A 13265-nucleotide genomic window follows, 5' to 3' on the forward strand; every position below is an offset into this window, starting at 1 on the left:
GGCAAGCCACCGCAGATGAAATTTTTGCTACATATCTGCCTGCCAGTTTTGTTATAACTGGGAAAATTGAATGGCCCGACCTGATCTTTCACCATGCTGTTATTGAAACTGTTACCGCTGCTACTGCGCCTGCTTAAACTGGAGCAGTTTCGCTGCCGGGCTTTAACCCCGGGCGAAATTGCGTTGTGCCAGCGCGTATTCGGGCAGCTGATTGATTACAGCCGGGTCAGCATCATGAATCATCCTTATTTGCCCTGGCAACCGGCGCATATTCTGATGGCGCCGCAAGGTTATATTCATGTGCGTGATCCATTGTACCGGGAAGATTATAGCCAGGCACCGCTTGCCTTTCAGGCGGTGCTGATTCATGAAATGACACATATTTACCAGCATCAGCAGCAGATTAATGTGCTGCTGAAAGGTGCGCTGCTGCAAACCGCTTTTTATCTGTCTGCCGGGCGGTATAATCCCTACCGTTACCAGCTAATTCCCGGTAAACCGTTTTTTGCCTACAACATTGAACAGCAAGGCGATATTGCCCGCGATATTTTTTTAAACAAGATTGACAATATTATTCTGCATCCACCGGCCTAAACTGCGCTGCAATAGCGCTTTCATGTTGCAAGCTGCCGGTTTTTTGTGCCATCAGGCCCGATTCACCGAACCCATGCTTTTGTTACTCAAGCTTACTAAATAAAGCATTATGCGCCTTCTCTCACGGCGCGAATTGCCGCTACTATGCAATTATCCTGAATATGCTCTAGCATCTGAATTAATTTAAGATAAAATAAACCCGTCTGATTTTTTGCATTGCAAAATGAGATTTTATCAAGTCGTATGCGTATTACTTTTTATACTTGAGCCAGTCGGCAGTACTTTTTAGTATCAGAATGCACCGCTGCCCGATCACCATAATTACAAGCGGCAGCCCGTGTATTCAAAACCCTATAGGAATAGGACGTAAATTAATGAAATCTTTTAAAATTGCCCTTGCACAGTTCTCTCCATACATTGGCAATCTCGAAGCAAATGCGCAAAAAATGCTTGAACAAGCAAATGAAGCGAAAAAACAACAGGCTGACCTGATCATTTTCCCAGAGCTTTCTCTGATTGGTTATCCAGCAGAAGATTTGCTGTTACGCCCAAGCCTCAAAAAACGCACGCAAAAGGCCTTTGAACAGCTCAGCCAGATTAAAGATATCGTCGTGGTATTTGGTTTTGTCAATGAAACTGAAGATGGCCAGCGTTATAACTCGGCTGCGGTAATGAAAGATGGCCAGATTCTGGGTATTTATAACAAGCAGAATTTACCGAACTACGGCGTGTTTGATGAAAAACGTTATTTTAACGAAGGTCATCAACATCTGGTCTTTGAATACTTGGGGCATAAATTTGGCGTACTGATTTGTGAAGATGTCTGGTCTTTAGCCACTGTACAGCAACTGGCCCAGCTGAATGTAGAAACCGTGCTGGTGCTGAATTCATCGCCATACGAAGTTGGTAAACCACAGCACCGTATTGATACCATGACTGCGCTGGCCAAACAGCTGAATCTGAACCTGGCCTATGTCAACCAGGTTGGTGGTCAGGATGATCTGATCTTTGATGGCACCAGCTTCCTGATCAGCAAAGACGGTGAACTGGCTTTACGTGCGCCAACCTATCAGGAAGGCCTGTTTGTGGTGGAGTATGAAGCCGAACAACAGCGCTATAAAACGGGTGAACAGGCGGCAGCCCTTGACACCATGGCTGAAATTTATCAGGGTCTGGTGCTGGCAACACGTGACTATGTACAACGTTCAGGTTTCCCGGGCGTGATTCTGGGTCTGTCAGGCGGAATTGACTCTGCACTAACCTTGGCCATTGCAGTTGATGCCCTGGGTGCAGACAAGGTGCAAGCGGTGATGATGCCATATACCTATACCGCGCAAATTAGTGTAGAAGATGCTGCACAACAAGCCAAAACCATGGGTGTGACCTTTGGTATTGCCGAAATTCACTCGATTGTGAACAGCTTTATGCAAACCCTGTATCCATTCTTTGGCAATAGCCCGGTTGATACCACCGAAGAAAACCTGCAGGCCCGTGCCCGTGGTACACTGCTGATGGGCTTATCCAACAAGTTTGGCAACCTGGTCCTGTCGACCGGTAACAAATCTGAACTGTCAGTCGGTTACTGCACCCTGTATGGCGATATGGTCGGTGGTTATGCGGTTCTCAAAGATGTCTACAAAACCATCGTGTTTGAACTGGCCAAATACCGGAACAGTATAAGCGAACAGCCGGTGATTCCTGAGCGTGTAATTAGCCGTCCGCCATCAGCTGAACTGAGCCCGGACCAGAAAGATCAGGACTCTTTGCCACCGTATGATGTGCTGGATGCGATCCTGTATGCCTATATTGAAGAAGACTTGAGTCAGGACGATATTATTGCCAAAGGCTTTGATCAGGCTGTGGTTGAGAAAGTGGTGCGTTTGGTTGACCGCAATGAATACAAACGCCGTCAGGGCGCAATTGGTCCACGCATTACATCACGTTCTTTTAGCCGTGAACGCCGTTACCCACTGGTCAATGGCTGGAAACCGGGCCTATAAGCTCCTGATCTGATCCATCCTAAAAACCTCAAGCCAGTCTTGGGGTTTTTTATTGTCTGCTGGAATGAGGCTACTTAGAATACGCATCTTCCCCTGCCATCTAAACCGATCCTATATTTTTGAGTTCTACGTCATTCAAAAAAACCAATATCAATGAATCGTCTAGGTTGACTAAAAACAGATAGACAACGGTCTATGTTTAACCCTATGTTCAAGATATGCATGAGCTAAAATTGGATGCAATGGATTTCATATGACACTAAGAAATACCCTGCAGACTTTAGAACAGATTTATCATTATTTAACTGAACGTCCGCATTTTCATCGCTATAGCCAGTATGAGCGCCTGAACGCGTTTTTCGCCGAAATCCATGATACAGGCAGTATCGAGTTTGAAGCTGGGCAGTCTTATCTGTTTAAAGGTATATTTAATGGCAAGCCTAAAGTGATTGATGGTTCTAAAGCGCCGGCCCTTGCGCATAAACAGGAATTCTTAAGCTGGGTACAGCAACAGCTGAATTCCTAAGCCAGCATTTTATTCATCGCTGGTATCTAAATTGCGCGGAGAGTTTGCACAACATTTTTTTGGACTTTTTGAACAGACAAAAAAAGAGACCAAGCTGAGAGCTTGGTCTTTTAAAATGGTGGCTATGACGGGACTTGAACCTGTGACCCCCGCATTATGAGTGCGGTGCTCTAACCAACTGAGCTACATAGCCGTAAACTGTGTGCGCATTATCTAAAGTTCGGACTTTATCGTCAAGATATTTATCTACTCAAATGAACACTGTTTAAGCAAAACATGACGTTTTTATTAATTTTTAACCGGATTTGCAATTTTTTACTTGGGTCAAACCCTTTCGCTGACTATGATGAAACTTTCCAGGATCAATCATTTGAACACAATGCAGTTAAAAATATGGATCAGTAGTCTGCTAGTTGCGACATTATCGGGCTGTCAGCTGGTTGCCCCACTCATGGTGGACTATAACGGGGTACGCCGCGATGTCGCAGAATTTATTAATGGTCATCTCTGGTTCACCATTCCGCAAAAACGCATTCTGGTCGAGTATGCCAAAGGCCAGCAGAAGATTTTAACCGCAGATCGCCTAAGTCCTGAAGCACAACAGGCGCTTGCACAGGAACGCTATGAAGGCCGTTATTGTGCTGCACAAAAAATTACCGTGTCCAAACTGGATCAGGTCGATGAGAAAATTTTTGTCTATGCCGACCAGCAGCAACGCTGGCAACAGATTCAACAGCTACAGCAGACGCTGAAGCTGGATGTGCAGCAGCTCAACTGCGAGCACAGATTTTAAAGACAAAAAAAAAGATCACATAAGGATGTGATCTTTAAAAATGGTGGCTATGACGAGACTTGAACTTGTGACCCCCGCATTATGAGTGCGGTGCTCTAACCAACTGAGCTACATAGCCGTAAACTGTGCGCGCATTATCTGCTGTAATGTTTATAACGTCAAGCCCTTCTACAGGCTAATTGTACAAAATTTGGTGAAGTGAACCGATAAGCCGGGTTCTGTCGAGAACGATCATTCCTCTAGGCGTACAATCACTCATACGCTCAAGCGACCTACCCGAATCCAGTACGGGCCGTACCTCAGGATTCCTATTTGGTCTTGCTTCTGGTGGGGTTTACCATGCCATGAACTGTTACCAGTCATGCGGTGCGCTCTTACCGCACCCTTTCACCCTTACCTTCGATTTCTTCCGAAAAAGAAACCTGAATGAAGGCGGTCTACTCTCTGCTGCACTTTCCGTCGGCTCACGCCGCCCAGGCGTTACCTGGCACCCTGCCCTATGAAGCCCGGACTTTCCTCCCCTGCTTTAGTCACGGAGACCTCCACAGCAGCGATCGTCTGGTTCACTTCGAGGGCGCATCTTAACAAATAAATGCACTAATTGCTCGTGCTTTTTTGATCAATCAGTTTTTGATACTTTTCCAGCAATTGTTCCTGGGTTTCGACATGATGGGGATCATGCGGAATACAGTCCACCGGACAGAATAACTGACACTGCGGTTTATCATGATGCCCGACACATTCGGTACACAGCGCCGGGTTGATTTCATAAATCAGCTCGCCCATGAAAATAGCCTCATTCGGGCACACAGGTTCACAGACATCGCAGTTAATGCATTCATCGGTAATATATAAAGACACGCTACCAACCTTGTTGATGTTTGCGTTCAAAGGCTTCGACCACGGTTTGCGGTACAAACTTGGTCACATCTCCTTTTAAACGCGCAATTTCACGCACCAGCGTGGATGAAATAAACGAATATTGCTCTGACGGCGTTAAAAATACCGCTTCAAAATTGGTATCCAGCTGACGGTTCATATTGGCCAGCTGAAACTCGTATTCAAAGTCAGACACTGCACGTAAACCACGCAGTACCGCCGTGGCCTGCTGTTCGCGGAAGAAATTCACCAGCAGGCCATCAAAGCCGACAAATTCCACATTGGGTAAATGGCTGAGTGAGGTTTTGGCCAGTTCTACCCGCTCATCTAGAGTAAACACCGGATTTTTATGATGACCAATGGCAATTGCGACCACCACTTCATCAAACATTCTGGCCGCCCGTGTTACTAAATCGATATGACCATTGGTGATTGGATCAAAGGTCCCCGGATAAATCACGCGAGTTTTAGACATCCATTTTTACTCTAGTTGGTTTTGTAGAGCCATATTTTAGCAAAAACTTGATTTATTGGTGAATAAACTCGGCCAATTTCACAAAAATCCTGCGATAGTGCTGCCATTCAGCGCTGATTTTGGAATTGTCAGCATGCCTGTGTTTGGGGCACAATAGGCCTAACGTTGGAAGTGACTCATTATGGCGAAAGCAACTGTAGTTAAAAAAAATACCAGTGGCACGATTGCACAGAACAAACGTGCACGCCACGATTATTTTATTGAAGAAAAATTTGAAGCCGGACTGTCCCTGCAAGGCTGGGAAGTCAAGTCTTTGCGTGCCGGTCGTATGAGCCTGACCGAAAGCTATATCACCTTTAAAAATGGTGAAGCCTTCTTATTTGGCGCCCAAATTCAACCTTTACTGTCGGCTTCGACCCATGTGGTGCCTGAAGCGACCCGTACCCGCAAGCTGTTACTGAACCGCAAAGAAATTGCCAAACTGCTCGGTGCGGTGAACCAGAAAGGTTATTCCTGTGTGCCGCTGGTCTGTTACTGGAAAGGTCCGCTGGCCAAACTGGAAATTGCCCTGGTGAAAGGGAAACAGCTGCATGATAAACGTGCCACTGAAAAAGACCGTGACTGGCAGCGTGATAAAGCCCGTTTAATGCATAAATAAACACGTTTGAACACAAGTACTTGATGTAAAAATGCCTCCAACATGGGAGGCATTTTTTATTGCATCATTGGAAAGCAAACTTATTTCTGTTTTAAGCCCACCAGATAAGCGCCAAACTTCACCGCTGTTTCCAGGTCACCTTCTGGCGGGGTAACGTCAACGCTGGCATTGTCAGACTGGGTCATTAAGCCCAGAAAGCTCGACATCCGGTTAATATCATGCGGACTACGGCCTGTTGGCATAAACGGCAAGCCCGACCATAACATGCCATGCTGCATGGCAAATAAATTGATCTGCTGTAACACCGCCAGCTTGTCACCGCTTAAACCGCCGCCATTGGTAAAGCCAGCAGCAATTTTGCCCTGCCAGCTTCGCGCTAGCCAGCGTTTTGAAGATTGTTCCATAAACTGTTTCAGTGCCGAAGTCAGACTGCCCATATAGGTTGGACAGCCCATGACCAGAATATCGCTCTGATCCAGCACATCCCAATCGACCTCGCTCACTGCCATTAAATGTACTTCAGCTCCGGCTTTTTCGGCGCCCTGCACAATATGCTGTGCCACCTTGGCGGTATGGCCATAGGGACTATGATACACAACACAGACTTTTACTTGCGACACAGATGTTTGATCAGTAACAGACATGGAAACTTTAAAAACCCAATAATTCAGTCAAGTTTAGCATTGATCAGCGATAAAAACGAATGTTGCCATGCGTCCGGTTTTGGCCTGACGACGATAAGAATAATACTCCTCGGCCTGCCGATAGGTACACTGATCACCACCTAAAATGGTGGTTACCCCCTGCTCGGTCAGGATATAGCGGGCAATCGCATATAAATCGGCATAGAATTTTCCGGCCTGTTTCCCTGCCTGAAAGGCGCTGCTTAATGCGGGATATTTCTCACAAAATACCTGCTTTACTTCGGCCCCTACCTCAAAACACGGCTGGCTAATGGCCGCGCCTAACCAGGCCCAGGTCGGTGGGTGCTGCATGGCGGCAATGGTATTTTCAACAATACCCTGTGCCAGACCTTTCCAGCCGGCATGTAAATTGGCCACTTCAGTGCCATCCTGATTGCCCAGCACAATGGGCAGGCAGTCGGCGGTCATCATCATTAAGGCATGGCCTTTGCGCTGCGTGACCAGTCCATCGCCTTCCGGTGCATTAAAATGCAGCTCATCATTTATCACATGACACAAGGTGCTGTGGGTCTGGTTCATCCAGCTGATTGTATTAACACCGTATTCGGCCAGCTGTTCCAGTAACAGCATACGATGCTGCTGCACCCGTTCCGCTGCATCCTGCACATGCAAGGCCAGGTTAAAACCGGCCAGTTCCGGTACTTGCGCTGGCAAGGCCTGCTGATGCTGAATCCGCGTTTGCGCCACATAAACCTGTGCCGGTAATCCCTGAATAAATTGCATCTCAGCTCCTGTGTTCACTTAAAAGCGGCGTTGAGATCATACTTTCTCAACGACGCAGAACGGTTTAATAGGCAGCGTTTTCGCTACGCAACACATCCACCAGCTGGCTGAAATCTTCCGGCCACGGCGCTTCAAACATCATGTCCTGTTTGGTACGTGGATGCACCAGCCCCAGTTTAGCCGCGTGCAGTGCCTGACGTTTAAAACCGCGCAAGGTTTCATTGAGCAGCTCGGAGGCTCCAGCCGGCACACGCACACGTGGCATATACACCGGATCGCCAATCAGACCATGACCAATATAGCTGAAATGAACCCGGATCTGATGGGTACGGCCGGTTTCCAGACGCGCCTGAACCCGGGTGAAATGCTGGAAACGCTCTTTCACGTTATAGTGCGTCACGGCATCTTTGCCGCCCGGAAGCACTGTCATTTTGACACGGTCGACCGGATGGCGCTTGATCGGTTCATCAATGGTGCCGCCGGCAATGATATTGCCATATACCACCACGTCATAAATCCGGTACACCGACTTGTTGGCCAGCTGCTTGCTCAGGTCAAACTGCGCTTCCAGATTTTTCGCCACCACCAGCAAACCGCTGGTGTCTTTATCAATACGATGTACCAGCCCGGCACGTGACAATTCTGCCGATTTTGGATAATGGAACAGCAAGGCATTGACCAGTGTGCCGGTAATATTGCCCGCACCAGGATGCACCACCATACCAACCGGTTTATTAATCACTAAAATATCATCATCTTCATAGACAATATCTAAAGGGATGTTTTCAGGCTGACTGTTGGTCTGTGCTTCAAGTTCAACATTTAAACTTAACAGTTCATTGCCTTCGCACTTGTACTTTGGTTTGACAGTGTTACCATTCACCAACAAATGGCCATCTTTTAGCCACTGCTTCAGTTTTTCACGTGAAAAATCACTCCAGATGAGAGCTGCAACCTGATCGATACGTTGCCCCAGATAGCTTTCATCCAGTTGAAATTGCAACGATAAACGTGTTGCAGTTGGGTCTGAAGTATGATTATCTGCATCCTCAGAATCATCAAGTAAATTGAAGTCAGTTTCAGGGATGTTGGAATTGGAAGATTGTGCTTGAGACATTTGATCATTCAGACAAAAGTGGTTTAATAGCGCAATTGTAGCTCATTGCCCGTAATAACAGAGGAATTTTTATGTCGCTACCACGTTATAAAATTACCATGCTAGCTCTTTCACTTGGCGTTGCATCTGCAATCGTGGGCTGTAGCAGTAATCCAAAAAAAGAAGTGGTCGATACAGGTCCGCAATCTAGCGAACAAGTTTATATTCAAAAAGCAGAACGAGCACTGGAACGCGGGCAATATACCGATGCTATCCAGCATCTTGAAGCATTAGAAACCTATTATCCTACCGGTGAATATGCCCAGCAGGCACAACTTGAACTGCTGTATGCAAAATTCCAGCAAAAAGATTATGAAGGTGCAGTCGCACTGGCCGACCGTTTTATCCGGATGAACCCGCAGCATCCAAATGCTGACTATGCCTACTATGTGCGCGGCGTGGCCAATATGGAACAGAACTATGATGGTTTAATCCGTTATACCTCGTTAAAACAGGCGCATCGTGATGTCAGCTATTTAAAAGTGGCTTATCAGAACTTTGTCGATTTCATTCGCCGTTATCCATCAAGCACCTATGCTGTGGATGCTGCACAACGTATGCAGTTTATCGGGCAAGAGCTGGCAGAAGCGGAAATGAATGCGGCACGTTTTAATATTAAACGTAAGGCCTGGGTCGCCGCGGTGGAACGTTCACTCTGGGTAATCGAACATTATCCGCAAACCCCACAGATTCCGGAAGCAATTGCCACCGCAGCCTATGGTTATACCCAACTGGGTGACCGTGCCACTGCACAACAGTATATTGACCTGTTAAAACTGAACTATCCAAATCTGGTTAAAGCCGATGGCTCTGTAAACCTGCGTGCTGCACGGAATGAAGGTAGCTGGCTAAACCGTGCGACTTTGGGTATTTTTGGTCGTGAAGCACAGGCCACCACCGAACAGCAGCAAAAACTGGCCAACCAGCAGGAAGAACCACGTAGCTGGACCAACCGTTTAAGTTTTGGTTTGCTGGACCGTCCTGAAAAACAGGAAAACAGTGAAGCGGCCGAGTAAACATAATTAACATCCATGACTGTCTTAAATTTGATTTAAACATTCCATTGGATACGCGGATGTGGCAGGGATGCCACACGTTCCCCATCACAACAAGGATGTTGTGTATGGGGAACAAAGACTTTTGCCTACTTTGGGTCTTTCCAAAGTAGGAAGTTCTCCATACAAAGCCCTTAACAGGCCGAATGAAAATAGAGGCCCAACACACTTAAAATAAAATTTGTCTCTTCCTTTTATTGTCCTAACATAAGTACAGCTTTGAAAAATAGCGAGTAAGGATAGAGCTTTTAACCTGTTTTTCAATTTTGCAAAATATAAAGCATACGTTACTATACTTGCCCTTTTATCTTGGCCACTTGCCTGAACACGCAAAACCGGATAGAAAGGAAACAATACACTGTAATCTCTATACCCTGTCGATCTGTTCGACCTACCGCTTAACCGACCCGATAAAAACAGTATGGCTATTCCTCAACACACGATTGATCAGATTCTGGATCGGACCGACATTGTCGATCTGATTGGTCAGCGCGTGAAACTGAAAAAAACCGGGCGGACCTATTCGGGCTGTTGTCCATTTCATCAGGAAAAAACCCCGTCTTTCCACGTTTATCGCGACAAACAGTATTATCACTGCTTTGGCTGTCAGGCCAACGGCAATGCAATTCGCTTTTTAATGGATATCGACAGCCGTAACTTTGTCGATGTCATGAAAGATCTGGCCAGTCAGACCGGTATCGAGCTGCCAAAAGACAATCAGGACAGCAAAAAACTGGTCTATAAACGCGAGGCCAAAAAACCGGCGCCACCGGCCAAAACTGCACCCGCGCCAGCAACACCCACACCGACCGAAACTGATCAAGTCCCTGCTGCACATTTTGATCCTTTTGAGCAGTTCCAGCCAGCAGATGATCCCTTTGCCGGTTTTGAACAATATCCGGATTTTGATCAGGAGCCGATACAGGAAGGCAACCTGTTTGATCTGCTGGAAAATGTGGCGCAGTTTTATGAACAGCAGTTACCGCACAGCCAGTCGGCACAGCAATATTTTCGCCAGCGCGGTTTAAGCGCACAGACCATCCAGTTCTGGCGTTTGGGCTATGCACCGGAAGACTGGCAGCATCTGGAAAAAGCCTTTCCACAAGATATTGAAGGTTTAAAACTGCTGGGGCTAATTCGTACCAGCGATTCCGGCCGTGATTTTGACCTGCTACGTGACCGGGTGATTTTCCCGATCCGCGATCACAAAGGGCGTGTGGTCGGTTTTGGTGGCCGTGCGCTCAATGACGAGATCAAGCCGAAATATATCAACTCGCCCGATTCGGAAGTCTTCCACAAAAACCAGCTGCTGTATGGCCTATACGAAGGCCGCAAGCAGAAAGCCCAGGACTGGCTGATGGTGGAAGGCTATATGGATGTCATTGCGCTGCAGCAATATGGCATTTATGGCGCCGTGGCAACGCTGGGGACTGCCAGTAATACCGAACATCTGAATATTCTGTTTAAGCAGAACTCGCGCATTACCATTGCCTTTGATGGTGATGCCGCCGGTCAGAAAGCAGCGCGACGTACGCTGGAAATTGCCCTGCCCCTGCTGAATGATGGCCGTGAACTGAAGTTTTTTGTGCTGCCGGATGATCATGACCCAGACTCACTGATCCGCCGTGAAGGTATTGAAAATTTCCGCCGCCTGCTCGATCAGGCGCCGCTACTGTCTGATTTTGTGTTTGCGCATTTAAGTCAAAACCATGACATCAGCAAGCCAGAAGGCAAAAGTCAGGTGATGGGCGAGTTAAAACAGCTGACTGAACTGTTACCGAAAACGGGCTCTTACCGTTATCTGCTGCAACAGTTTTTCCGGGAAAAACTCGGCTTTAACCGCAAATGGCAGCCACATACCAATAATGATGCCTCACTCAGCTTTAGCACCAAGGTTGATGCCGAAGAATATGTGGTGGCGATTCTAATCAACCATCCGTATTTATATATTCATTTTGAGCCGTTACGCGCACTGATTCCGACCGATCAGTTACTGGCCAAAATCCTGCAAATCTTTAACGGAATTTTTGATGAATTACCGGATGATCCGGAACTGGCCAAATACTATGTGCTAGGCGCCTGTGCGGCTTATCATTACGAATTGCAGCGCATTTTACAGCAGGCCAATGTCGGGGATTACACCACTTCACCAGAAAAAGCTGACAAGCTGGCCGAAGATTTTTCCATTAAACTGCAATACCATTTCTTGCAGCAGAAAATCCGCTCGAAGAAATTTAGCAGTATTGAAGAAATGCGTAATCTGAAACATCAGATTTATCAGATTGATAAAAAACGTTCCCTGACCTTACTGGAAGAATAAGCGGCATTAAACACCATGCTAAACCATCACAATGGCTTAGCGTTTAGATTTACGCCGTTTGACACTGACCTGCTGCAGTTCGTTTTGCAGCATTTCAAAGTATTCCGGATCTTCGGCTTTGGCCGCCTGACGCAGCACAATCGAGGTGGGATGCAGCAATTTCTGAGTCAAACGGTAAGAAAATTCCTGTAACACCTGTGCCGCATTTTCACCTTTGGCAATTCGTGCCATCGCCAGCTGCAGTTCTTCCTGACGTAACGTTTCACCCTGCTCACGATAAGCCTGAATGGTACTGCCGGCACTTTTGACCTTTTGCTGGGTTACCAGTTCGGTCGCCAGCTGATTCACCATCACCTCGGCTTCTACCGCGGCCTGACGACGCTGTGCCAGATTCTCGTCAATCACGCTTTGCAGGTCATCAACGCCGTATAGATACACACCATCTAGCGATTCCACTTTCGGGTCGATATCACGCGGAACAGCCAGATCGACCAGCAACATCTGCTGGTAACGACGCTTTTTCAGCGCGGCTTTGACTTCTTTATAGCCAATCACCTGATGCAGGCTGCCGGTACAGCTGGAGATCACATCGGCGCGATGCAAATGTTCTGCCAGCTGTTCAAATTCAATAATTTCAACTTCTACCCGATGGGCAATTTCCTGGGCCAGATTTTCAGCACGGGCACGGGTGCGGTTGCAAATCATGACCTTGGCCACGCCCATTTCCGCCAGATGCTTGGCCACCAGACTGTTCATTTCACCTGCCGCCACCACCAGCACGGTCAGCTTGTCCGGATGGCTAAACACCTGTAGCGCCAACTGTGCTACTGCATAGCCCATGGACACCGCATGACTGCCGACTGCCGTTTCAGAACGCACCCGTTTGGCCGCATAAAAGGCGTATTCAAAAATATGGTTTAAATCTTGCGAAACGGTGTGGGCATCTTTGGCCAAAGATAAGGCCGATTTGACCTGCCCCAGAATTTGCGGTTCACCGAGCATTAGGGAATCGAGGCCGCTGGCAACGCGCATTAAGTGAGTGACAGCCTGCGCATTTTCATAGCGATAAACGTGATTTTGTAGTTGTTTGACATCCAGACCATTTACCTGGGCGAGCCAGCCCAGCACCGTGTCTGCATGGTCAGACATGGCGTACACTTCAGTTCGGTTACATGTAGAAACCACCACCATGTCATTTAACAGGTGGCTCTGGCTTTGTTCGGCGAGTAATTGAGTTAACTTTTCAGGGTTAAAAGCAATTTGCTCACGCAATTCTACAGAGGCGGTTTGATGGTTGACACCCAATGCAAAGAAAGACATATCAGATCATCATTTCGCTAAATTTATGCTATTGTGCAATAACGGTGTCATAAAAAGCATTA

13 protein-coding genes, 2 tRNA genes and 1 other RNA gene are annotated in these 13265 nt (G+C 47.1%); 7 read left to right on the plus strand and 9 right to left on the minus strand.

Annotation, left to right across the window (positions count from 1 at the left end; translation table 11 throughout):
* Positions 1-93 precede the first annotated feature (93 nt).
* From FTT63_RS01280 to FTT63_RS01290, 3 genes are all read left to right on the plus strand, one after another.
* Positions 94-594: a hypothetical protein gene (locus FTT63_RS01280; RefSeq protein ID WP_016659914.1), complete on the plus strand. Its 501-nt coding sequence runs from the start codon at positions 94-96 to the stop codon at positions 592-594.
* Between the two features lie 374 nt (positions 595-968).
* On the plus strand, positions 969-2594 hold the full coding sequence (locus FTT63_RS01285) for an NAD+ synthase (RefSeq protein ID WP_005176221.1): 1626 nt from the start codon (positions 969-971) through the stop codon (positions 2592-2594).
* 253 nt (positions 2595-2847) lie between these two features.
* Positions 2848-3120 carry a hypothetical protein gene (locus FTT63_RS01290; protein WP_016659913.1) on the plus strand — a complete coding sequence of 91 codons (273 nt, stop codon included), beginning with the start codon at positions 2848-2850 and terminating at the stop codon, positions 3118-3120.
* A 116-nt stretch (positions 3121-3236) separates the two neighbouring features.
* Here FTT63_RS01290 and FTT63_RS01295 read toward each other — a convergent pair.
* Positions 3237-3313 (minus strand) — tRNA-Met (locus tag FTT63_RS01295).
* 186 nt (positions 3314-3499) lie between these two features.
* Between FTT63_RS01295 and FTT63_RS01300 the strand changes: the two genes are divergently transcribed.
* Positions 3500-3913 carry a hypothetical protein gene (locus FTT63_RS01300; RefSeq protein ID WP_225876425.1) on the plus strand — a complete coding sequence of 138 codons (414 nt, stop codon included), beginning with the start codon at positions 3500-3502 and terminating at the stop codon, positions 3911-3913.
* Positions 3914-3954: 41 nt separating this feature from the next.
* Here the strand turns inward: FTT63_RS01300 and FTT63_RS01305 are convergent.
* The 4 genes from FTT63_RS01305 to coaD all read right to left on the minus strand — a co-directional run bounded on the left by FTT63_RS01305 (position 3955) and on the right by coaD (position 5267).
* Positions 3955-4031, minus strand: a tRNA-Met gene (locus tag FTT63_RS01305).
* A 73-nt stretch (positions 4032-4104) separates the two neighbouring features.
* Positions 4105-4483, minus strand: an RNA gene (rnpB, locus tag FTT63_RS01310) — RNase P RNA component class A.
* A gap of 27 nt (positions 4484-4510) precedes the next feature.
* Positions 4511-4774, minus strand: a complete 264-nt coding sequence (locus FTT63_RS01315; protein WP_034597403.1) for a YfhL family 4Fe-4S dicluster ferredoxin — start codon at positions 4772-4774, stop codon at positions 4511-4513.
* A gap of 1 nt (position 4775) precedes the next feature.
* Positions 4776-5267 carry a pantetheine-phosphate adenylyltransferase gene (coaD, locus tag FTT63_RS01320; RefSeq protein ID WP_005176208.1) on the minus strand — a complete coding sequence of 164 codons (492 nt, stop codon included), beginning with the start codon at positions 5265-5267 and terminating at the stop codon, positions 4776-4778.
* Positions 5268-5448: 181 nt separating this feature from the next.
* On the opposite strand from coaD, the gene smpB reads away from it, so the two are divergent.
* Positions 5449-5925: an SsrA-binding protein SmpB gene (gene smpB, locus FTT63_RS01325; RefSeq protein WP_005176206.1), complete on the plus strand. Its 477-nt coding sequence runs from the start codon at positions 5449-5451 to the stop codon at positions 5923-5925.
* An 80-nt stretch (positions 5926-6005) separates the two neighbouring features.
* Here smpB and FTT63_RS01330 read toward each other — a convergent pair whose 3' ends face one another.
* The 3 genes from FTT63_RS01330 to rluD all read right to left on the minus strand — a co-directional run bounded on the left by FTT63_RS01330 (position 6006) and on the right by rluD (position 8469).
* A complete protein-coding gene (locus FTT63_RS01330) occupies positions 6006-6569 on the minus strand; it encodes a flavodoxin family protein (protein WP_104500249.1) in 564 nt (187 codons plus the stop codon).
* 33 nt (positions 6570-6602) lie between these two features.
* Positions 6603-7352 (minus strand): peptidoglycan editing factor PgeF, encoded by a 750-nt coding sequence (gene pgeF / locus FTT63_RS01335; protein ID WP_005176194.1) that lies wholly within the window; start codon positions 7350-7352, stop codon positions 6603-6605.
* Between the two features lie 64 nt (positions 7353-7416).
* Positions 7417-8469 (minus strand): 23S rRNA pseudouridine(1911/1915/1917) synthase RluD, encoded by a 1053-nt coding sequence (gene rluD, locus FTT63_RS01340; protein ID WP_104470400.1) that lies wholly within the window; start codon positions 8467-8469, stop codon positions 7417-7419.
* A 71-nt stretch (positions 8470-8540) separates the two neighbouring features.
* Between rluD and FTT63_RS01345 the strand changes: the two genes are divergently transcribed.
* Together FTT63_RS01345 and FTT63_RS01350 are read left to right on the plus strand one after the other, a co-directional pair.
* A complete protein-coding gene (locus FTT63_RS01345) occupies positions 8541-9524 on the plus strand; it encodes an outer membrane protein assembly factor BamD (protein WP_005176190.1) in 984 nt (327 codons plus the stop codon).
* Positions 9525-9984: 460 nt separating this feature from the next.
* Positions 9985-11883, plus strand: a complete 1899-nt coding sequence (locus FTT63_RS01350) for a DNA primase (protein WP_168408324.1) — start codon at positions 9985-9987, stop codon at positions 11881-11883.
* A gap of 36 nt (positions 11884-11919) precedes the next feature.
* Here the strand turns inward: FTT63_RS01350 and hemA are convergent, their stop codons facing one another.
* The gene (hemA, locus tag FTT63_RS01355) at positions 11920-13203 is read right to left on the minus strand and encodes a glutamyl-tRNA reductase (RefSeq protein WP_168396332.1); all 1284 of its coding nucleotides are present in this window, start codon (positions 13201-13203) and stop codon (positions 11920-11922) included.
* Positions 13204-13265 lie beyond the last annotated feature (62 nt).

The sequence above is a fragment of the Acinetobacter sp. C15 genome, assembly GCF_013420645.1.
GTDB classification, from domain to species: Bacteria; Pseudomonadota; Gammaproteobacteria; order Pseudomonadales; family Moraxellaceae; genus Acinetobacter; species Acinetobacter indicus.